Annotated in this window: 16 protein-coding genes; 5 read left to right on the forward strand and 11 right to left on the reverse strand. The window is 66.2% G+C overall.

From position 1 onward, the window contains the following. Nucleotides 1-15 precede the first annotated feature (15 nt). A complete protein-coding gene (locus tag VZ068_RS01940; RefSeq protein WP_349656724.1) occupies nt 16-2,133 on the forward strand; it encodes a methyl-accepting chemotaxis protein in 2,118 nt (705 codons plus the stop codon). Between the two features lie 658 nt (nt 2,134-2,791). On the opposite strand, the gene VZ068_RS01945 is transcribed toward VZ068_RS01940, so the two are convergent. From VZ068_RS01945 to VZ068_RS01980, 8 genes are all read right to left on the reverse strand, one after another. Next, nucleotides 2,792-3,265 carry a DUF1456 family protein gene (locus VZ068_RS01945; RefSeq protein WP_259159427.1) on the reverse strand — a complete coding sequence of 158 codons (474 nt, stop codon included), beginning with the start codon at nt 3,263-3,265 and terminating at the stop codon, nt 2,792-2,794. 227 nt (nt 3,266-3,492) lie between these two features. Next, on the reverse strand, nt 3,493-3,825 hold the full coding sequence (gene uraH, locus VZ068_RS01950) for a hydroxyisourate hydrolase (RefSeq protein ID WP_349656725.1): 333 nt from the start codon (nt 3,823-3,825) through the stop codon (nt 3,493-3,495). Continuing rightward, nucleotides 3,822-5,243: an FAD-dependent urate hydroxylase HpyO gene (hpyO, locus tag VZ068_RS01955; RefSeq protein ID WP_349656726.1), complete on the reverse strand. Its 1,422-nt coding sequence runs from the start codon at nt 5,241-5,243 to the stop codon at nt 3,822-3,824. Before hpyO ends, uraH begins: the two co-directional genes overlap by 4 nt. Then, on the reverse strand, nt 5,240-5,731 hold the full coding sequence (uraD, locus tag VZ068_RS01960) for a 2-oxo-4-hydroxy-4-carboxy-5-ureidoimidazoline decarboxylase (protein WP_349656727.1): 492 nt from the start codon (nt 5,729-5,731) through the stop codon (nt 5,240-5,242). The genes hpyO and uraD overlap by 4 nt, the downstream gene beginning before the upstream one ends. After that, nucleotides 5,728-6,123 (reverse strand): oxalurate catabolism protein HpxZ, encoded by a 396-nt coding sequence (hpxZ, locus tag VZ068_RS01965; RefSeq protein ID WP_349656728.1) that lies wholly within the window; start codon nt 6,121-6,123, stop codon nt 5,728-5,730. Before hpxZ ends, uraD begins: the two co-directional genes overlap by 4 nt. Beyond that, complete coding sequence (gene puuE / locus VZ068_RS01970; RefSeq protein ID WP_349656729.1) at nt 6,120-7,010, reverse strand: allantoinase PuuE; 891 nt, start codon at nt 7,008-7,010, stop codon at nt 6,120-6,122. The genes hpxZ and puuE overlap by 4 nt, the downstream gene beginning before the upstream one ends. Further along, on the reverse strand, nt 7,007-8,263 hold the full coding sequence (locus tag VZ068_RS01975) for an alanine--glyoxylate aminotransferase family protein (RefSeq protein ID WP_349656730.1): 1,257 nt from the start codon (nt 8,261-8,263) through the stop codon (nt 7,007-7,009). Before VZ068_RS01975 ends, puuE begins: the two co-directional genes overlap by 4 nt. Then, nucleotides 8,253-9,524 (reverse strand): allantoate amidohydrolase, encoded by a 1,272-nt coding sequence (locus VZ068_RS01980; RefSeq protein ID WP_349656731.1) that lies wholly within the window; start codon nt 9,522-9,524, stop codon nt 8,253-8,255. The genes VZ068_RS01975 and VZ068_RS01980 overlap by 11 nt, the downstream gene beginning before the upstream one ends. Nucleotides 9,525-10,084: 560 nt before the next feature. Between VZ068_RS01980 and VZ068_RS01985 the strand changes: the two genes are divergently transcribed. Both VZ068_RS01985 and VZ068_RS01990 read left to right on the forward strand, forming a co-directional pair. Further along, nucleotides 10,085-10,978, forward strand: coding sequence for a LysR family transcriptional regulator (locus tag VZ068_RS01985; protein ID WP_259168511.1), 894 nt, complete (start codon nt 10,085-10,087; stop codon nt 10,976-10,978). Between the two features lie 524 nt (nt 10,979-11,502). Further along, nucleotides 11,503-12,702: an MFS transporter gene (locus tag VZ068_RS01990; protein ID WP_259159416.1), complete on the forward strand. Its 1,200-nt coding sequence runs from the start codon at nt 11,503-11,505 to the stop codon at nt 12,700-12,702. A gap of 150 nt (nt 12,703-12,852) precedes the next feature. On the opposite strand, the gene VZ068_RS01995 is transcribed toward VZ068_RS01990, so the two are convergent. Together VZ068_RS01995 and VZ068_RS02000 are read right to left on the reverse strand one after the other, a co-directional pair. After that, the gene (locus VZ068_RS01995) at nt 12,853-13,302 is read right to left on the reverse strand and encodes a nuclear transport factor 2 family protein (RefSeq protein ID WP_349656732.1); all 450 of its coding nucleotides are present in this window, start codon (nt 13,300-13,302) and stop codon (nt 12,853-12,855) included. A gap of 137 nt (nt 13,303-13,439) precedes the next feature. Next, nucleotides 13,440-14,330, reverse strand: a complete 891-nt coding sequence (locus VZ068_RS02000; RefSeq protein ID WP_349656733.1) for a LysR family transcriptional regulator — start codon at nt 14,328-14,330, stop codon at nt 13,440-13,442. Between the two features lie 364 nt (nt 14,331-14,694). On the opposite strand from VZ068_RS02000, the gene VZ068_RS02005 reads away from it, so the two are divergent. Further along, nucleotides 14,695-15,582 carry an alpha/beta hydrolase gene (locus tag VZ068_RS02005; protein ID WP_349657627.1) on the forward strand — a complete coding sequence of 296 codons (888 nt, stop codon included), beginning with the start codon at nt 14,695-14,697 and terminating at the stop codon, nt 15,580-15,582. Nucleotides 15,583-15,695: 113 nt separating this feature from the next. Next, nucleotides 15,696-18,200: a prolyl oligopeptidase family serine peptidase gene (locus VZ068_RS02010; RefSeq protein ID WP_349656734.1), complete on the forward strand. Its 2,505-nt coding sequence runs from the start codon at nt 15,696-15,698 to the stop codon at nt 18,198-18,200. Nucleotides 18,201-18,350: 150 nt separating this feature from the next. On the opposite strand, the gene VZ068_RS02015 is transcribed toward VZ068_RS02010, so the two are convergent. Continuing rightward, a complete protein-coding gene (locus VZ068_RS02015) occupies nt 18,351-19,943 on the reverse strand; it encodes a hypothetical protein (protein WP_349656735.1) in 1,593 nt (530 codons plus the stop codon). Between the last annotated feature and the right edge of the window lie 32 nt (nt 19,944-19,975).

The following is a 19,975-nucleotide window of genomic DNA, read 5'->3' on the forward strand; positions in this document are numbered from 1 at the left end:
GTCACCGGATTGATCATGTCCACCCCATCCCCGCGTTTTGTCAGTCTGCAAAGCAAGCTGCTGGGCGCCCTTGCGCTTGGTCTGTCGATCATCCTGTTATGTGCACTTGGCGGTCTGGGCTCTGCCTGGCTGAGCCTGTCCGGCAAGGTGCCGGTGGAAGTGGCGCAGGCCTCGGCCAGCGAAGAACTCACCCGCGATTTCCGCCTGCAGGTGCAGGAATGGAAGAACGTGCTGATCCGTGGCCGCGACCCCGCACTGCTCGACAAGCATCTGACCGCCTTCCGCGACAAAGGCAAGAGCGTGCAGGCCAGTGTCCGGACGTTGGCGGGTGCGCTGGCCGATCCGCAGGCGCGTGCGTTGGCGCAGGACTTCGCCAAGGCGCATCTGGAACTGCAGACCAGCTACGAAGCGGCGTTGGGCAAGTTCGCCGCGTCCGGCTACGACACCCAGGTGGGCGACCAGCTGGTCAAGGGCAAGGACCGCGCACCCAGCCACACGCTGGAGGCACTGGTCGCGCGCAGCAAGGCGTTGGCCGATGCCGCCGTCCTTGCAAGTTCGCAATCGGCGCAGCGCATGCTGGTGTATTCGGCACTGGCCACCATTGCTGCCGCGCTCTGTCTGGTGGCGGTGTTGGGGTGGTGGATCCGGCGCTCGATCGTGCGCCCAATCGAAAACGTTGCGCGTGCGGCACGCCTGGTGGCGGCCGGCGATCTGTCCGCGCACGCTGCGGTCAGCAATCGCGACGAGATCGGCCTGCTCGGCCAGGCGATGGGGCAGGTGGTCAATACGCTCGCCGATGTCTCCAGCGCGCAGGCGGACATGGCGCAGCGCCACGAAGCCGGGCAGATGAGCTACCGCATGGATGCGCAGGCCTTTCCGGGTGCTTACGGCCGCATGGTCGATGACACCAACGGATTGATCGGCGCGCAGGTGGGCCTGATCGGCACGATGTTGCAGGTCATGCAGCATTACGCGGTGGGCGACATGTCGGTGGACATGCCGCGCCTGCCGGGCGAAAAGGCCCAGATCACCGATGCGATGGACACCACCAAGCGCAACCTGGCCGCCATCAACGGCGAGATCCGTGGTTTGGTGGATGCCGCCGCTGCCGGCGACTTCGCCACCCGCGGCAATGCCGATGCCTATAAATTCGAATTCCGCGGCATGGTCGAGGGCCTCAATGGCCTGATGCAGAACGTGGACCAGAATCTGGCCGAGTTGTCGCAGCTGCTCAAGGCCATTGCCGATGGCGATCTGACCGCGCGCATGCACGGCAACCAGCAGGGCGTGTTTGCGCGCATGCGCGACGATGCCAACGCCACCGTGCAGCGCCTGACCGATATCGTTGGCGATATCACCCTGGCCGCGCAGACCATTCGCACCGCCTCGGCAGAGATCGCCGCCGGCAACAGCGATCTGGCGCAACGCACCGAACAACAAGCTGCCAATCTGGAAGAAACCGCCGCCTCGATGGAAGAGCTCACCTCCACCGTGCGGCAGAACGCCGACACCGCGCAGCAGGCCAGCCGTGGTGCGCAGGCTGCTGCCGACATCGCCGGGCGTGGTGGCGAGGTGGTCGCCAGCGTGGTCGATACCATGGGCGAGATCGAAGTGTCGTCGAAGAAGATCGCCGAGATCATCAGCGTCATCGACGGCATTGCGTTCCAGACCAATATCCTTGCGTTGAATGCGGCAGTAGAAGCGGCGCGCGCCGGCGAACAGGGCCGCGGCTTTGCGGTGGTGGCCTCCGAGGTGCGCGCGCTGGCGCAGCGCTCGGCCGGGGCGGCCAAGGAGGTCAAGCAGTTGATCGATGCGTCGGTGGAGAGCGTGGCGCGCGGGAGCGCACGCGTGGATCAGGCCGGGCGCACGATGCAGGACATCGTGCAATCGGTGCAGCAGGTCACCACGTTGATCGCCGAGATTTCCGCCGCTTCGCGCGAGCAGTCGTCGGGCATCGAGCAGGTGGCGCGTACCGTCAACGACATGGACGAGACCACCCAGCGCAATGCCGCGCTGGTGGAAGAAGCCTCGGCGGCCGCACGTGCGATGGAAGAGCAGGCGGTGGAACTGAGCGAGGCGGTGTCGGTGTTCCGCCTGGATGCACGCCGGCCGCGGTTGGCGGCTGCGGCGTGAGACAGGACCACGAGTAAAGATGCACGCCATGCGTTTAGATGCAGCCAAAAGCTAGGTCAAACGTCTAGTTGGTCGCTGGTTGGTCGAGGGCGCAGTGCCCTCACCGCTCGCGGGACACGCCGCAAGTACGTCCGTGTAGGCTCGGTGGCGGCATCCATGCCGCCACACGGTCCCGCGAGCGGTGGGGGCACCGCGCCAGAGAGTTAGTCGGTCGCCGGGTAAAAAGCTGAGCGTCTCGCAAGTTGCGTGGGCTTGCCGGTGCGGGTCGCAGAACGACACGATAGCTAGCCAACCAGAAGAACGTCCTGCATTGCTTGCACTATGCACACCGACCATCTCGACTGGTCCTTGCCCGCCCACCGTCGCGGGACCTTACGCGGCATGGATGCCGCGTAAGAGCCTACAGGGACGTACTTGCGGCGTGTCCCGCGATGGTGGGCGGGCAAGGGCCCTGTAGCCAAACCGCAGATCAGCCGCTCTGCAACTGATCTATCCGTGTTGTCCAACTGGTTGCGATGACAGCGGGATAACAGACAGGAGCAGGGCCGGCTGTTCCGCACTACTCCGCCGTTGTTGAAGGACTTCAAATTGCGCACGCCAGGCGATGCTCGTGACACGCGGCAGACGACCGGATCAGACCAATCTCACCACCCAGACATCAACCCGCTTCGCGCACCCGGGCAGTCAGCCCTTTGAGGAAGGCGCGCAGCAACTGGTCCCCGCAGGGGCGGAAGTTCTTGTGGCCGGGCTGGCGGAACAGCGCCGACAGCTCCGGCTTGGACAGCGGGAAACCGGCGCCGGCGAAGATGGCATGCATGTCCACGTCCTTCAGTTCGAAGGCCACGCGCAGTTTCTTCAGGACCAGGTTGTTACCGACGCGCGCTTCCAGCGGGCGTGCCGGCTGGCTGTCGTCGCGGCCGCGGAAGCGCAGTACCAGGCCGTCGAGAAAGCGCGCCAGCATCGCATCGGTGCAGGGCTCGAAACCGGGCTCGTCTTCCTTCTTCAGCCAGGCCTGTACCTGCGGCTTGTCGAGCGCGAACTCCGGGTCGGCCAGGTGGGTGATCTCCACTACCTTGTCGTCGCTGAGGTCGAGCATGTAGCGGATGCTGCGCAGTACATCGTTGTGGATCATGACAATTCCGGGGCCCCGGCGCGGTGCCGGAAAGCGGCCATTCTACGGGCGCGAGCAGAAGTCGGGCGTGTGCTGACACCGGCCGCGCCTCCGATGGCGACCGTATCTACGACAGCGCTGGCTGCAGCGGCCACGGTGGAGGCTGCGCGGCGGACAGCGCGGGCTGGGCTAGCGCCCCGCTGCAGGATTGTTTGCGGTCGGGCCGCCTGGCCCCGGCATGCCTGGGCTCAGCTGCCGCGGTAGGTGGAATACCCATAGGGCGAGAGCAGCAGCGGCACGTGGTAGTGGCCGTCGTCGGCGATGCCGAAGGCGATGGGTACCTGTTCCAGGAACGGCGGGTCGGCCAGCGCGGTACCGATGGCGCGCCAGTAGCAGGCGACATCGAATTCCAGCCGGTAGCGGCCCGGCGACAGGACCAGGGCCGCCAGCGCCGGGCAGCGCCCGTCGTGGTTGGTGACCGCTTCCAGGCGTAGCGTGTCGCCGGCGAACAGGCGCAGCGGCACGCCGCCCGCCGGGCGGCCCAGCGCGGTGTCCAGCACGTGGGTGGACAGCGTGCTCATGCCACCGCCTGGGTCGGTTGCGGCCACTGGCCGACGAATTCGGGTTGGTCGTAGGCCAGATAGCTATCGACGATGGCCTGGCGGTCGTCCAGAAACAGTTGGTCCGCTACCGCGCGCGCCAGCCGTGGCAACGCCACCTTGAGCCCGGACAGCGCCGCCGCCGAGGGGCCGTGGTTGATCAACGCGGAATAATTGAAGGCGAACACGCCGTGCAGCAGTGCGGCGTCATCGGGCGTGCGCGGCAGCAGCTCGAAGCCCGGCCCCAGGTAGGGATGCGCATCCAGCACCGCATTGGCCTGTCCCGGTGGTGGCTGGTAGCGGTCGGCCCAGCAGGCGATGCGCCCGGACAGTGCGGCCAGTTCCGGGCGCAGCTGCGGGTCGGTGACCAGGCCGGTGGCGATGGCAAGGAAATCGAAGCGGTGTTCGCCGTGCGGGGTGCGTACCACCACCGCGCCATCGCGCTCGGCCACCTCCAGCCACGGCGCACCCAGATGCAGCGCAAAGCCGGCATGGGCGCAGGCGCGCTGGAAGGTGTCGTTGGTGGGCGGTTGGTTGTGTGCGAAGAAGCTGGCCATCATCCGGTACTTGTCTGCATCGGGCAGGGTCAGGAACCGCGGAATGATGCCGGCCTGCTCCATGTGGCGGAACGGGTTGATACGCGGCAGCTCGCTGCGACGCACGAACACCTCGGCACTGGCGACACCTTGGTCCAGCGCGAAACAGGCGTTGTCGAACGCCGAAGCGCCGCCGCCCAGGATGCCCACACGCTTGCCGGCCAATGCGGCAAAGTCGATGTGGCTCGATGTGTGTGCGTAGCGGTGGGTGGGCAGGGCACGGCCGATCCACTCCGGCACCACCCACTGGCCACCGCCCTGGATGCCGGTGGCCAGGATCAGCTTGCGCGTCAGCAGCGGCGCGCCCATCGTCAGATGCAAACGGTGGATGCCGGGCGCGATGTCGGGTTCGACGCGCGCCAGTTGCGTGGCGTTGCGTACCGGCAGCCGCAGCGCCGCGCGGTACCAGCGCAGATAGTCCATCCAGCTGCCGCGCGGAATCTTGTCCAGCGCATCCCAGGCGGCGCTGCCGTGTTGCGCCTCCCACCAGGCGCGGAAGGTCAGCGAGGGCACGCCCAGGTCGATCGAGGTGATCTGCTTGGGCGTGCGCAGCGTCTGCATGCGTGCGTACGTCACCCACGGGCCTTCCTGCCCGGCGGGGTTTTCGTCGATGACCAGGACGTTGTGCACGCGCTCGCGTTGCAGCGCGAATGCCGCGCCCAGGCCGCTCTGGCCGGCGCCGACGATCACCACGTCGTACACGTGCCCTGCCGGATGCACGCGCGGTTGCACCCAGGCCTCGCCGCCATGGGCCAGATGCTGCAGGTCGCGGGCGAGCTCGCGTTCGAGTTGGGCCAGGCTCATGGCAGTGCCTCCAGGCGCAGGTGGACGATCTTGCCGATCTCGGCGAGAGCGGTGGCGATCTCGGCGTCGCGCGCGGCATCCAGGCGGCGCTCCAGCGCGGCCAGGATGCCGGCCTTGTCGTGCAGCCGTACGCAGATCACGAACGGAAAACCGAAGCGCTGGCGATAGGCCCGGTTGAGCGCATGGAAGCGCTTGAATTCGTCCTCGCTCAACCGGTCCAGACCTGCCGATGCCTGCTCGGCTGCCGATGCGGCGGTGAGCGTGCGGTCGATCGCCGCCTTGCCGGCCAGCTCCGGATGTGCGCGGATCAACGCAAGCTGGTCTTCCTGCGACGCGTCGAACACCACCTGCATCAGCCCGCGGTACACATCGGCGAACGGGCGCCGCCTCGCAGCGCGTTCGACCACCCACGGCGAATGCTCGAACAGCTCGCGGTAGCGCGCCACGAAGGCAGCATCGTCCAGCACGCTGTCGTCGATCACGCTCATGCATGCGTCCCTTGCAGCGAGACATGCGCGGCCACCACTTTCCAGCCGTCGGCAAAACGCACCCAGCTCTGGCTCTGGCGGCCGCGCGCGCTGCTGCCGTCGCGAACGAACTCTGCGTGCGTGGTGGCGAAGTCGTGGCCGAAGCCATGCACTTCCACATGTGCGAGCTGGCGCTGTGGCGAACCGCCGCGGCCGATGCGAAACGCGCGGATCGCATCGATGCCGTACAGCACTTCGCCCACGCCGTAGCGCACCGTGCTGGGTGCGGGGTGGAACAGCGCATCCATCGCGGCGATGTCGTCGTCCATCAGGGCCTGTTCGTAGGTATGGAAGGCGGCGGTCACTTGCGCGATCACCTCGGGCAGGTCGATGTCGGCGGTGTCGATGCTCATGCCGGATGCACCTGCAGCCAGTGGCGCGCGATATCGATGCGCCGCGCCACCCATGCATCGCCGCTGGCCAGTACGTGATCGACAAAACGCGCCAGGGCCGCGGCGCGCGCCGGTTTGCCGACGATGCGCCCGTGCAGGCCGATCGACAGCATGCGCCCACCTTCGCTGCGCAGCTGCTCGAAGCTGTCGCGCAGATAGCGAAAGAACGGCTCGCCATCGGCAAAGCCGTTATAGGCGACGAATTTCATGTCGTTGGCATCCAGCGTGTAAGGCACGATCAACTGCGTGCGGCCGTGGCGGGCGTCGTAATACGGCACATCGTCGGCATAGCTGTCGGCGTCGTAGACAAAGCCGCCTTCTTCGGCGATCAGCCGTGCGGTGTTGGGGCTGGTGCGGCCCTGGTACCAGCCCAGTGGACGGCTGCCGGTAACGCGTGTGTGCAAGGCGATGGCCTGCGCGATATGCGCGCGCTCGGTGGCCTCGTCGATGTGTTGATAGTCGATCCAGCGCAGCCCGTGGCTGGCGATTTCCCAGTCGGCGGCCTGCATCGCGGCCACTGCTTCTGGATTGGCGGCAAGCGCGTTCGCAACGCCGAACACGGTCACCGGCACCGCGCGTGCGGCGAACAGCCGATGCAGCCGCCAGAACCCGGCGCGGCTGCCGTACTCGTACAGGCTTTCCATGGCGATGGCGCGTGCGCCGGGCTGCGCTTGCGCGCCGACCATTTCCGACAGAAACGCCTCCGAGCCGGCATCGCCGTTGAGTACGCAGTTTTCCGCGCCTTCTTCGTAATTGATGACGAACTGCACCGCGATGCGCGCACCACCGGGCCACTGCGCAGGCGGCGGTGTGGCGCCGTAGCCGACCAGATCGCGCATCGCGCTCATGCAGCCGGCTCCGCATGCCAGGCGGCCAGGGCGGCTTCCACCGCCAGGCCTGGTGTGCAGGTGTAGCCCTCGGCGCGCAGCACCGCTTCCAGCGCGGCCAGGGTGATCAGTACCTTGTGCTTCATTGCGTTGTAACCCATCGCGCCGATACGCCAGATCCTGCCTTGCAGCGGGCCGAAAGCGGTGCCGATCTCGATCTCGAAATCCTCGCGCATGCGCCGACGCACGGCGTCGTTGTCGATTCCTGCCGGGATCACCACGCCGGTGACATTGGTCATGCGATGCGCTGCGTCGCCAAACACCTCCAGGCCCATCGCGGTGACGCCGGCGCTCACCGCACGGCCGGCGGCGGCGTGGCGCGCGAAGCGTGCGTGCAGGCCTTCCTGCAGCGCCACGCGTGCGCATTCGCGGGCGCCGTATAGCATGGTGGTGGCCTCGGTGTGGTGGTTGAGGCGCTTGTCCGACCAGTAATCCATGATCATCGCCAGGTCGAAATAATTCGAGGCGATGCGCGGCCCGCGGCCATTGACGATGTCATCGCGCACGATGCCGCGTTCGACATGGCGGCGCGCGAAGATCGCCTCGGCTGCCGCGTTGGAGACGGTGATCGGTGCAGATCCGGACGGCCCGCCCAGGCATTTCTGCAGGCCGCCGGTCACCACGTCCACGCCCCAGCGATCGCTGGCGATCTCCATGCCGCCGATGGTGGCGGTGGCATCCACGTAACTCAGCGCGCCGGCCGTGCGGCACAGCGCGCCCAGGCCATCGAGCGGCTGCGCCATGGTGGTGGAGGTGTCGCCGTGCACGGTGGCCACCAGCTTGGGCGCCACCCGTTCGATCGCCTCGGCAATGGCTGCCAGCGGTACCACCTGCCCCCATGGCGCATCCACGCTGTGCACGTCGGCGCCGAGGCGCTGCAGGATTTCGGTGAGCAACAGGCCGAAGCGGCCGAAGTTGATCACCAGCACGCGGTCGCCCGGTTGCACCAGCGACACCAGCGCCGCTTCGATGCCGGCACGCGCAGTGCCGTCGACCAGAAACGTCCAGCGATTCTCGGTGCCGAACAAGGGCCGGTAGAGCGCCATCACCTCGTTCATGTAGGTGGTCATTTCCGGGTCGAACTGTCCCAGCAGGTCGGCCGCCATCGCGCGCAGCACGCGCGGATGCGCATTGACCGGGCCCGGCCCCATCAACAGGCGCTGTGGAGGATCGAGTTCGGCGAAGGTGTGCAGGTGACGCAGATCAGGTGACAAGGGGCGCTCCCAGGTGTTCGATGAAGTGGCGCATGACTGCCAGGGCGACCTCGGCATCGGCCGGGTCGACGTGTTCGTCCGGATGATGGCTGATGCCGCCGGCGCAGCGCACGAACAGCATCGCGGTCGGGCAGAGCGCGGCCATGGTCATCGCATCGTGACCGGCGCCGGAGACCAGCCGCCGGGGAGCGATGCCTTGCGCAGTGACAGCGTGTTCGAGCCGGGTCATCAGCGCCGCTGCGCACGGGCTGGCGGCGAGGGCCTGTAGCGGGTCGATGGCGATGGCGATGCCACGTGCCGCACCGATGCGCGCCAGTGCGTGTTCGATGGCACGCACGGCGGCGTCGCGGGTGGCGTCATCGCCGGCGCGCACATCCAGCGTGCAGTCCACGCGGCCGGGCACCACGTTGACGGCGCCGGGTGCGAGCTGCAGCTTGCCGACGGTGGCGACCAGATCGTCGCTGCCATCGCGTGCGATGCGCTCGATCGCCAGCAACGCTTCGGCCGCTGCACTCAGGGCATCGCGACGCAGCGCCATGGTGGTGGTGCCAGCATGCCCCGCGCGGCCGTCGAAGCGCAGCGCAAACCGGCGTTGCGCGGCGATCGCGGTGACGATGCCCACCGGCAGGCCTGCTGCCTCGAGCACCGGGCCTTGTTCGATATGGGTCTCCAGATACGCCAGCACGCTGCCCGGGGCGCGCGCGGCGCGCTGGATCTGCGCGATGTCCAGATCCCAGTCTGCCAGCGCGCTGGCGACGTCGATGCCGGCGGCGTCGCTCACCGCCAACGTGGTCGGGTCGAGCGTGCCGGCCACCGCGCGGCTGCAGAACATGGAGGCGGGAAAGCGCGACCCTTCTTCGTCGCCGAAGGCGATGACTTCGATGGCGAATGGCAAGCGCCGCGCTTGCGCCTGCAGTGCGGCCACGCATTCGATACCGAGCAGGATGCCGAGCGGGCCGTCGTAGCGGCCGGCATCGCGCACGCTGTCCAGATGGCTGCCGATCAGCAGCGCCGGTGCGTCGGCATGGGTGCCGTCGTAGCGGCCGATCAGGTTTGCCGCCGCGTCCAGACGCACCTGCATGCCGGCCTGGCGCATCCACTCGCTGACCTGCGCGATGGCGGCGCGGTGCGCCGGGCTGAGCCAGGCGCGGAACAGTCCGCCCGGGGTGTCGCTATAGGGCGCCACGCCCAATGCATCGCAACGCGCCACCGCGCGTGCGCCGGCACCGTCGGACGAGGCGCTACGTTGCATGCTCAGCATAGGGCGCCAAGCGGGTGCGCCGATCCACCGGCAATGTACGGACCGCGATGCGATAGCGACTGATGCATGGAGCCTCCGCAGGCGGTGGAGAAAGGGCGAGGCATCGCCGGGCGATGGAGCGCCCGAACGAGGTCGTGGGTCAGGCGCGGCGAGCGGGCGAGGCCTTCAATCGACTATACGAACCGCCCCCGTCACCCCAAAGCGGTTTTTTTAGGGTCGCGCGTTGCAAAAAACGCGACAGGCAGCGTGTACTGCACGGTGTCCCTCCTCACGCCGGGACAAGGTGCCTGCGGGGCGGACGCGGATGTGTCACAGAGAAATGTCAGTGCGTGCAATGACAAACGCGTGGCAACGCTTTGGAAGTGACGCACCGCCTGGTTCGCCGAGCCCCTCACCCCAACCACCGCTGCTGCCCAGCAGCAGCGAGGGCGCACACCACCGCACGCGCGCCAGCGGCGCTCATGCCACAGCTTGGCGCCCCGCCGGGGAGGGGCAATCACCGCGCTCCCCGACTACAAGCGCCTGCTACAGTCGGCGCATTCCATGAAAGAGATTCACCAATGGCCCGCGACAATTTCAAGGATCTGCTGGCGCTGATCGCCATCGTTCGCGAAGGCAGCTTTACCCGAGCAGCGGCCAAGCTGGGTGTTTCGCAATCGGCGCTGAGCCATACCATCCGTGGGCTGGAAGCCACCCTCGGCTTGCGCCTGCTGACGCGTACCACCCGTAGCGTGGCACCGACCGAAGCGGGCGAGCGACTGATCCAGACCGTGGCGCCGCGTTTTACGGAAATCGAAGAGGCTTTGTCTGCACTGAGCGAAATGCGCGATACCCCGGCAGGCACGGTGCGCATCACCGCCACCGACTATGCCGCGCGCGAGATCCTGTGGCCCAAGCTATCCAACCTGTTGCAGCAGTACCCGGACATCCACGTCGAAATGGTCGTCGACAACGGGCTGACCGACATCGTCGCCGACCGCTACGACCTGGGCGTGCGTCTGGGCGATCAGGTCGAAAAGGACATGATCGCCGCGCGCATCGCGCCGGACATGCGCATGGCCATCGTCGCAGCGCCGTCGTATCTGGCACGCCGGCCTTTGCCGAAAACGCCGCAGGATCTCACCGCGCATCGCTGCATCAACCTGCGCATGAAAACGGCCGGTGGGTTGTACGCCTGGGAACTGGAGAAGGACGGCCGCGAAGTCATCGTGCGCGTGCAGGGCCAGCTGACCTTCAACGGTGTCTATGAAGCGGTGGATGCGGCTGTGGACGGCTTCGGTATCGCCTTCGTGCAGGAGGATCTTGTACGCCCGCATCTCAAGGCCGGGCGTCTGCGCTGGATCATGAAGGACTGGTCGCCGACCTGGCCGGGCCTGCATGCCTTCTATCCCAGCCGCCGGCATTCATCGCCAGCCTTCAACCTGGTGCTGGATGCATTGCGCTACAAGGCCTGATGCGCGAGCGTGGTGGTTGAGCATGCGCGGCAGCTGTGCGAAGCGTTGCATGGATCGGCACGGCGTCGCCGGCGTGCGTCCAATGATGCTGCTGCGGGCAGGGCGTCGCGCCCAGGATGGAGGGCGCGGGCCAATAGCTTCCACAAGGGCATGTCTGCCCGCATGCTGCACGACTACATGCATTCGGTCTTCCGATCTGTACTCGGATGGAGGCACCATCGAACTGCAGCGCCCCGCGCGTCCGGTCACGATCAGCCTCCTGCCACGCTCATGAGTGCGTTTCATAAACCCGTGCGGCGCAGGCGTCTTACTCGCTGCATGCGGACCACGTAACCTGCGCTACCCGCACAGACGCGCCCTTGCGTGCCGCGATCGCGCGCTGTGTCGCGTTGCTCATGCGGCCGAAGCAAGCGCGGGCCGCTGCAGTCCGTCGCCTCCCATGGCGCTCCCGTCCCGAACAGCACTCGTCTCTGCGCGCCCTCGCGATGCGCCGTGCGTGCTGCCTCCCACGTAAGGCTTCATCCATGCCAGCCAATACCTTGATTGCCGACACAGCCCAGCCCGACACCGTTGTCGCCACGCGCCAGACCTGGAGTGCGGTTGGCTCGATGTCGTTATGCGTTGCGTTGCTGATCGCATCGGAATTCATGCCGGTGAGCCTGCTCACGCCGATCGCAGCGGACCTGCACGCAAGCGCCGGCATGGCCGGGCAGGCGATCTCCATCTCCGGTCTGTTTGCGGTCATTGCCAGCCTGCTGATCGCGCCGCTGTCGTCGCGATTGAACCGCCGACATGTCTTGCTGGGCCTGAGCGCGGTGATGTTGCTGTCGTTGTTGCTGATTGCCAGCGCGCACAGCTTTGGCCTGTTGATGGCCGCGCGTGCCCTGCTCGGCATCACCATCGGTGGCTTCTGGGCGCTATCCACCGCCACAGTGATGCGCATCATGCCCGAGCATGCGGTGCCCAAGGCATTGGGCATCGTGTATATCGGCAATGCCGTGGCAACCGCCTTCGCTGCACCGTTGGGCAGTTATCTCGGTGCGGTGATCGGGTGGCGTGGTGTGTTCTGGGGAATGGCGCCGTTGGTGGTGCTGGCCATCGCGTGGCAATGGCGCAGCCTGCCGTCGATGCCGGCGCAAGGCGCCAGCTCGCTGGGCGACATCGCCGGCTTGTTGAAGCGTCGTTACGTTGCTCGCGCAATGCTCGCGGTGATGCTCGGCTTTGCTGGCGCATTCTCCGCGTTCACCTACTTCCGCCCGTTCCTGGAAACCGTTGCGCAGGTCGATGTGTCGCAGTTGTCATTGCTGTTGCTTGGTCTGGGCCTTGCCGGTTTCGCTGGCACCTACGCGGCAACCGTGCTGGTCGCGAAGCGTCTGTTCAAGCTGCTCACGGTGTTGCCGGCCGCACTGGGCATCGTCACGCTTGGCATGCTGCTGGGCGGCCATCTGTTGTGGGCCGTTGCGATGGCCATGATCGCCTGGGGCGCGCTCAACGCCGCCATTCCGGTGGCGTGGTCCACCTGGCTGAGCCGCTGCATCAAGGATGCGCCCGACAGCGGCGGCGGCCTGATGGTGGCCGCGATCCAGTTGTCCATCATGCTCGGTGGCGCGCTGGGCGGCGCGCTGTTGGATCACCTGTCGATCGGCGCCACATTCGTCGGCGCAAGCGTATTGCTGCTGGCATCGTCGTTGGTTGCAGGGCGGGGCGATCGCTTGCAGCCGTGAGTGATGGCGATTGTACGATGCCGCGCGCATCGCACCGCGTCAGCGCGTACCACGCGACGATGCCGGAGTCGGCGCCGGCACTTTCGTATTGGCTTGCCGGCTGGCAGAGCCCGACATCACACGTAGCAATGCAAGCCGGCAACAACAGCATCAAGGCGTGTTCCGACTCGGCCTGATCGGCGTGTACTGCACCGAAAGCAACGTCCAGCCCGATGGCGCATGCCGGGCGACCGCCCCAATGGCGAGCGTCATGCTGCGCTCGCCCATGCGGTAGCTGATCTGGGTCGTCATGACGGCCACGTCTGCCTGTGTGTGCAGCGCGATCTCGCCCAGCGTCACTGGCGGTGCCGCCACCTTCTTGTCCGGTGCATAGAACGACAGCACAGCTGCGCGCGTGTCCACCTGGCCCAGCGGACTGATCTCCACGAACTGCGGGCCCAGTACTGCATCCAGGCGTTTCAGGTCGAACGTGCTTTCAGCATTCACGTACTGGCGCAGGGCCTCCTGCGCGGTGGATGGTGTCGCCGCTCTGCCATTGCCGATGCCGGCACACAGCAGAACCATCAGGCCAGTCGCGCTTAGCCAGCGAGAGGTGATCATGTGCATCCTTTCGCGCATCGAGGATGCCGAGCATCCCACACGGGGCAGGATATGCGCATGCATCGAAAGTCATGAGAACGCACCATCAACCCGGTGCCCAGCTCTCGATGGTGCGGCTGCTCGATCACAGCGTAAGCTCAGACGCCAACGTCAAAACCCAGGTCCTTCCGCAGGGCATCCACGCAGTCGTCGACAAACGTGCGTACCTTGGATGAGCCGCGACGGCCTTCCACGTAGACCACATGCACCGGTTCCGGTGCGATCTCGAAGGCCTCGAGGATGCAGGTCAGTGTGCCGCTGCGCAGGTGTTGGCGGATCTGGTAAGCCGGCACTTGCGTCAGTCCCCAGCCCTGCACTGCGGCGGTGATCGCGGCGCCGGAGGAAGTCACGCTGAGGCGTGAGCCAACCTCGACCAGCGACTCGCGCCCATCGATGCGAAACGGCCACCTGGGTGCGCGCTCGGACGATGCGGTGGAGATGGTGGTGTGCTGCACCAGATCGTCCGGATGCTGCGCAATGCCCTGTTCTGCCAGATAGCCGGGCGACGCGCAGACCATGCGACGCACGCTGCCCACCGGGATCGCGGTCAGCGATGAATCGGGGAGTGCGCCGATGCGCACCGCGACGTCGATGCCCTCCTCCAGCAGCGGTAGCACGCGGTCGACCAGAATGGCGCGTGCGGTAACCGAGGGGTAGCGACTGAGAAAGCGCGTCAACACGGGCATGACATGCAACGCGCCGAACATCTGCGGAGCCGTCACGGTCAGCGATCCGCTGGGGAGTGCATGCAATCCGGCCGCTGTGTTCTCGACATCCTCCAGATCGGCAAGCAGCCGTCGGCAGTCGATGGCGTACTGGAGGCCAGCCTCGGTAAGCCGCATGTTGCGGGTGGTACGCACCACCAGCAGCACGCCGAGGCGCTTTTCCAGCTGCGCGATGGTGCGCGTCACCGTGGCGGTGGAAATACCCAGGCGACGCGCGACGCCGGCAAAGCTCGCTTGCTCTGCCAGTGCTGCAAACAGCGTCATTTCCTGGATGCGATCCACCGGTGTCTCACGCTTGGCGATCGCTACAGGGTAGCAGTGCGCCGTGGCGGGGCGTCGATGCGTGGTGCAGGCAAGGCTGCAGCATTGCGTCAGCCGCAATGATCAATTGATGGGCATGGCGGTTCTGCTGCTGGCGGACGATGCCTAGCATGTCGGCTACGCCATCCGGTCCCGATTTGCCATGACGCACTCCGATTCGTCCATGCCGCGCAACGCCGATCTTCCGATTGCATTCGGCCGCCGCCAGATGCTGGTCTCCAGTATTGGAACGGCGTTCGCGCTGGGCGCCTGTGCGGTGCGTGCAGGCGAACGCTCCGGCAACACGCAGACCGACCAAGGAACCGCCATGTCCCATGACCAGAGCATCGGCATCAGCTACCAGACCCAACGCGTTGGCGATGTCGAAGTGTTCTATCGCCAGGCCGGGCGCGCGGATGCGCCTGTCCTGCTGTTGCTGCACGGCTTTCCCAGCGCCAGCCACATGTTCCGCGATCTGATGCCGCTGCTGGCACGTCACTACCGGTTGATTGCGCCGGACCTGCCAGGCTTCGGCAATACCAAGGCGCCGCCACGCGGGCAGTTTGCATACACCTTCGAACAGCTCTACAAGGTGATCGAAGGCTTTACCGAAGCACTGGGACTGAGTCGCTACGCGCTGTATCTGTTCGATTACGGCGCGCCTGTCGGGTTTCGTCTGGCTGCGGCAAACCCGCACAAGGTGAGTGCCATCATCAGCCAGAACGGCAATGCCTATCTGGAAGGCTTCAGCGGTCAATGGGGCCCGTGGCAGACGTATTGGCGCGAGCCGACGGTGGCCAATCGCCAGGCATGCCGTGCCTCGCTGTCGCCGCAGACTATCCGCGACTGGCAATACGGCACCGGTGCCGATCCACGCAAGCTCTCGCCCGATGGCTACACGCTGGATATCGCATACATGGCGCGACCGGGTGCCGAAGACATCCAGCTCGATCTGATCCTGGACTACCGCAGCAATGTGGCCGCCTATCCGGCATTCCATACGTATTTCCGCAAGCATCAGCCGCCGTTGCTGGCGGTGTGGGGCAGGCACGATCCGGCCTTCATCCCGGCGGGCGCGCAGGCGTATCGCGCGGACCTGCCGATGGCCGAGGTGCAGTTGCTGGATGCCGGCCATTTTGCACTGGAAACGCATGCGCCTGAGATCGCGCAGCACATCGAGGATTTCCTGCGGCGTACGCTTGCCGCATCGGCGTAACCGGTGCATTTGCGCATGGACTGCGGGCGCGGCGACGGGGCTGCGTCCGCGCGCGGGTGCAGGCTGCATGCGCGTGCTAGTTTGCTGCGATCACTCCCCCAGAGATTGCCAAGATGCTCAGCGCGTACCGATGGAGCGGGCTACTGATGCTTGCCAGCCTGTTGCCTGTGGCTGTCCTTGCCGGCACGCCCGATGGGGGTTACCGGCAGCCGCCGGAGCCGCTATTGAGCGTATTGCGGGCGCCGCTCAATCCATCGCCGCGGCTGGATCCCACCGGCAAGACCCTGTTGCTGGTACAGCGCACCCAGTACCCGCCGATCGCGCGCGTGGCCGAGCCGTATCTGAAGCTGGCCGGCGTGCGTGTGGAGCCGCGCACGCATAGCCGCCACGACATGTCCAACGGCTACGGCATTCGTTCCTGCCTGCAGGGCTTCAGCCTGGTGGATGTCGCCAGTGGCAGGCAGACCGCGGTGAGCTTGCCGGCCGGCGCCTGTCCGGCATCGCCGGTGTGGTCGCCGGACGGGCGTCGCTTCGCCTTCAACAACACTGCGGCCGACCGCGTCGAGCTCTGGGTGGGCGAGGTGGCCACCGGCACCGTGCGCAAGGTCGAGGGTGTGCAACTCAACCCGGTGCTGGGCGGCGAGATCCAGTGGCTTGGCGGCAGCGACACGCTGCTGTTGAAGACGGTGCCGCAGGACCTGGGCGCGGCGCCACGCAAGGCTGCGGTGCCGCCCGGCCCGGAGGTCAAGGAAACCATCCAGGGCAAGGGCGAGAGCAGCACCTATGAAGCGCGCGACACGCTCTCCAGCCCCGAAGACGAGGCCTTGTTCACCTACTACGCCACCTCCCAGCTGCTCGCGGTAGATGCGGCCACCGGCAGCCAGCGCAAGCTCGGTACGCCAGCGGTGTACAGCAATGTGGATGGCGCGCCCGATGGCCGCCATGTGCTGGTGGAACGGCTGAAGCAGCCGTATTCCTACGTCACCACCTATGCGCGGTTTGCCCATGATGTGGCGGTGCTGGATCTGGCCAGCGGCAGCGAGCGCGTGCTGGCCGATCTGCCGGTTGCCGACCGGGTGCCGGTGCAAGGCGTGCCTGTCGGTCCGCGTGCCTATTCCTGGCGCACCAACCAGCCGGCCACCCTGGTGTGGGCCGAGGCGCTGGATGGCGGCGACTGGAAAACCAGCGTGCCCGCGCGCGACAGGTTGATGTCGCTGGCGGCACCGTTCACCGCCAAGCCGCGTGAACTCACGCGCGTGCAGCAGCGTTATGCCGGCCTGTCGTGGTTTGCCGAAGGCGGCCAGGCGCTGCTGGACGACTACGATGAAAACCGCCACTGGCGTCGCACCACCTTGTTGGATGCCGACCGCCCCGGCACTGCCGGACGGGTGTTGTTCGACCTGTCCACCGACGACCTGTACGCCGATCCCGGTCTGCCGGAGATGCGTGTGCTTGCCAACGGCCAGGCCGTGTTGCGCGAAGAACAGGGCGCGGTGTTCCTGAGCGGGCAGGGCGCCTCCCCGGCGGGAGACCGGCCGTTTCTGGATCGCTATGCGCTGGCCAGTGGCAAGACCCAGCGGCTGTTTCGCAGCGATGCCAACGTGGACGAGGTGTTCTTCGGGTTTGCCGGCGACGACGTGGCGCGGCTGCTGACCTGGCACCAGTCGCTGACCGACCCGCCCAATGTGTATCTGCGCACGCTGGGCCAAGCGCTGCCGACAGCGGCGACGGGTGAGGCGGTGCTTGCCTCCACTGCCACGCCGGTGACCCATTTTCCGGATCCGACCCCGCTGGTGCGTCAGATCAAAAAACGCCTGGTGACCTACAAGCGCAAGGACGGGGTGGAGCTGTCATTCACCCTGTACACGCCGCCCGGCTACACCGAAGGCACGCGCGTGCCGGCGATCCTGTACGCCTATCCGCTGGACTATGCCGATCCCTCCAAGGCTGGACAGGTCAGTGGCGCCAGCGAGCGTGACTTCACCCGCCTGAGCTACTACCAACTGTTGTTGCTGGCCGGTTACGCGATCATCGACGATGCCGCCTTCCCCATCGTCGGCGACCCGAAGACCGCTTACGACACCTACCTGCAGCAACTGGTGGACGACGCCACCGCTGCGGTGGACAAGGCAGTGGAACTGGGCGTGGTCGATCGCCAGCGGATCGGCGTCACCGGGCATAGCCATGGCGCGCTGATGACGGCCAACCTGCTCGCACAGACCGACCTGTTCCGCGCCGGCGCTGCCACCAGCGGCAGCTACAACAAGACGCTGACGCCGTTCGGATTCCAGAACGAGCGCCGTTCGTTCTGGGCCGCACCGGAGGTCTATGCGCAGGCTTCGGCGTTCTTCCACGCCGACAAGATCAACGAGCCGTTGCTGATCGTGCACGGCATGGACGACGCTAACCCCGGCACCGAAACCACCCAGGCGCCGCGGCTGTTCCAGGCGATCCGCGGCAACGGTGGCACCGCGCGGCTGGTACTCCTGCCGTTCGAACCGCATTGGTATACCGCGCGCGAATCCACCGAAGATGTGGTTGCCGAGATGCTGGACTGGTTCGACCGTTACGTGAAAAACGCCCCGCCGCGCGACACCACCAGCAAGCCAAAGCAGTGAGTGGCACGCCAGTGCAGCGTGTTATTCAAAGCTGGCGTGGCAGCAGTGCGGGCTTGAGGCGTTCTTTGCAGGCGGATGCGGTCTGGTAAAGCACGCTGCGGCTGCCACTTGGTCAGTGGCTGCATGGGCAGCCACGTCGCCGTGCACGCATCACGCAAACATGCCACGCACCACATCGGCATTGCTCTGCCCATCGGGATTGCCGACCGTGCTGTCGGAGGCAAGGTTCCAGCAACTCAGGTGCGCCAGTGCGTTGACCAGCGTGTAGGACAGATGCAGTTGGGTGACCGTGCCATAGAGCGGGAAATCGTCCACGCTTTGCAGATCCAGGTCGGCCTGCGTTTCATCCGGCAATTGCTTCCACCATGCCCGCACCAGATCGTTGTACACCCATAGCACCTCGACCGACTGCTGCGCAGGCACATTGAACCAGTCATTCGCCAGCACGCTCAGGGTCTGTCGCACCAGCAGCGAACCACCGGATTTCTTGGCCGCCAACAGCCCCTGTTTCAGTGCATCGAATGCGGCGGTGTCGAACACCTGGTTGTGCCGGAACATGCCATTGGCGTCCACGCACAATTGCTCGTCGGCGTATGCAGGGTAGCTACGGGTTTTGTCGCAGAACGGCTGCAGCCCGAACAGCGGCGGCAGGTCGTCGGCCACCACCGTCTCGCCCGATTCCGGATCGATGTTGACCCCTTGATCGGAGTTGACGAACACCAGCAGACGCGGAACGCCGCGCGCCAGCAGCGGCATGATGCCCAGGTTTTCCAGGTTGCCGCCGTCGGCGAAGCGGTAACTCAGCGTCGATTGGCTCTCACGACCATCGACCGGCCAGTACGGATACCGCGGCACCAGGCCATTGATCTCGGGAAACTTCTCTTCGAAGTCCTGCGCCGGCGCCATGCTGCTGCAGCCGGCGATATCGGCGAGGCTGAAGGCGCGTGGCGGCACGCTGGTGGTGACCTCGCCCGTACCGTTGTCGGCGATGTAATCGCTGCCCATCGCAAACGATTCGATCAGGCCTCCCCCGATGACGCCGAGTTGCTGCGGCTGGTTGAAGACGCTGCGCACGCCGAGAAACCAGTTGGCCTCGAACGGCACCAGATCCGAGCTCACGCTATCGTTGAGGAAGACAGAGGTATTGAAGATCGGCAACGGCCGCCCGTCGCGCACGGTGTAGAAGTCGTCGCTGGTCAGCTGCGGATTGCGCACCAGCGGGCCTTCCGCCAGATACTTCGCCGTGCCACTGAAATAACGCGGGTCGACGCCGGTGACATCCGGATTCCACAAGCCGAAATCCTTCAGCACCAGCTTGCCAATCACCGCCTGCCACATGTCCGAGGGCGCGTAGCGTTTGCTCAGCCGATACTCTGCCAGTTCATCGACGATCGGCAGCGTGCCAAGCCGATACGGCACCTGGCCGAGATTGTTGTCCCCCATCTGGCCCAGCACTTCCAGCGTGAGCGTTGACGGATCCAGCACCACCGGCCCCAGGAAATCGTCGTCGCTGATCGACTCCGGCAGATAGCTGAACAGGACATTGGCCCACGTCCCGCCGGACACCGAGGAGATCGCGGCCACCTTGTCCAGCAGTCCCAGATAGCGCAACCCGCGCAGTTGGCCCAGCGCACACGACAGCGCACGACTGCCGCCGCCGGAGAGACAGATACCGACCGCAGTCGACGGCGTCTGGCCTGGAGGGGTGCCCAGTGGATCGATTACCACGCTGAATGTCGCCATGTATTCTCCCCGTGTGGTGCTTCACCGTTTCA

Source organism: Xanthomonas sp. 10-10, assembly GCF_040182365.1.
Classification (GTDB): Bacteria; Pseudomonadota; Gammaproteobacteria; order Xanthomonadales; family Xanthomonadaceae; genus Xanthomonas; species Xanthomonas arboricola_F.

Coding starts and splice junctions, on each gene's coding strand:
- hpxZ (WP_349656728.1), bottom strand. CDS start 6,123: ATGAGCATCGACACCGCCGACATCGACCTGCCCGAGGTGATCGCGCAA.
- VZ068_RS02005 (WP_349657627.1), top strand. CDS start 14,695: ATGTCCCATGACCAGAGCATCGGCATCAGCTACCAGACCCAACGCGTT.
- VZ068_RS01990 (WP_259159416.1), top strand. CDS start 11,503: ATGCCAGCCAATACCTTGATTGCCGACACAGCCCAGCCCGACACCGTT.
- VZ068_RS01980 (WP_349656731.1), bottom strand. CDS start 9,524: ATGCTGAGCATGCAACGTAGCGCCTCGTCCGACGGTGCCGGCGCACGC.
- uraD (WP_349656727.1), bottom strand. CDS start 5,731: ATGAGCGTGATCGACGACAGCGTGCTGGACGATGCTGCCTTCGTGGCG.
- VZ068_RS02015 (WP_349656735.1), bottom strand. CDS start 19,943: ATGGCGACATTCAGCGTGGTAATCGATCCACTGGGCACCCCTCCAGGC.
- VZ068_RS01995 (WP_349656732.1), bottom strand. CDS start 13,302: ATGATCACCTCTCGCTGGCTAAGCGCGACTGGCCTGATGGTTCTGCTG.
- VZ068_RS01985 (WP_259168511.1), top strand. CDS start 10,085: ATGGCCCGCGACAATTTCAAGGATCTGCTGGCGCTGATCGCCATCGTT.
- VZ068_RS01945 (WP_259159427.1), bottom strand. CDS start 3,265: ATGATCCACAACGATGTACTGCGCAGCATCCGCTACATGCTCGACCTC.
- hpyO (WP_349656726.1), bottom strand. CDS start 5,243: ATGAGCCTGGCCCAACTCGAACGCGAGCTCGCCCGCGACCTGCAGCAT.
- VZ068_RS02010 (WP_349656734.1), top strand. CDS start 15,696: ATGCTCAGCGCGTACCGATGGAGCGGGCTACTGATGCTTGCCAGCCTG.
- puuE (WP_349656729.1), bottom strand. CDS start 7,010: ATGAGCGCGATGCGCGATCTGGTCGGCTACGGCGCCACACCGCCGCCT.
- VZ068_RS02000 (WP_349656733.1), bottom strand. CDS start 14,330: ATGACGCTGTTTGCAGCACTGGCAGAGCAAGCGAGCTTTGCCGGCGTC.
- uraH (WP_349656725.1), bottom strand. CDS start 3,825: ATGAGCACGCTGTCCACCCACGTGCTGGACACCGCGCTGGGCCGCCCG.
- VZ068_RS01940 (WP_349656724.1), top strand. CDS start 16: ATGTCCACCCCATCCCCGCGTTTTGTCAGTCTGCAAAGCAAGCTGCTG.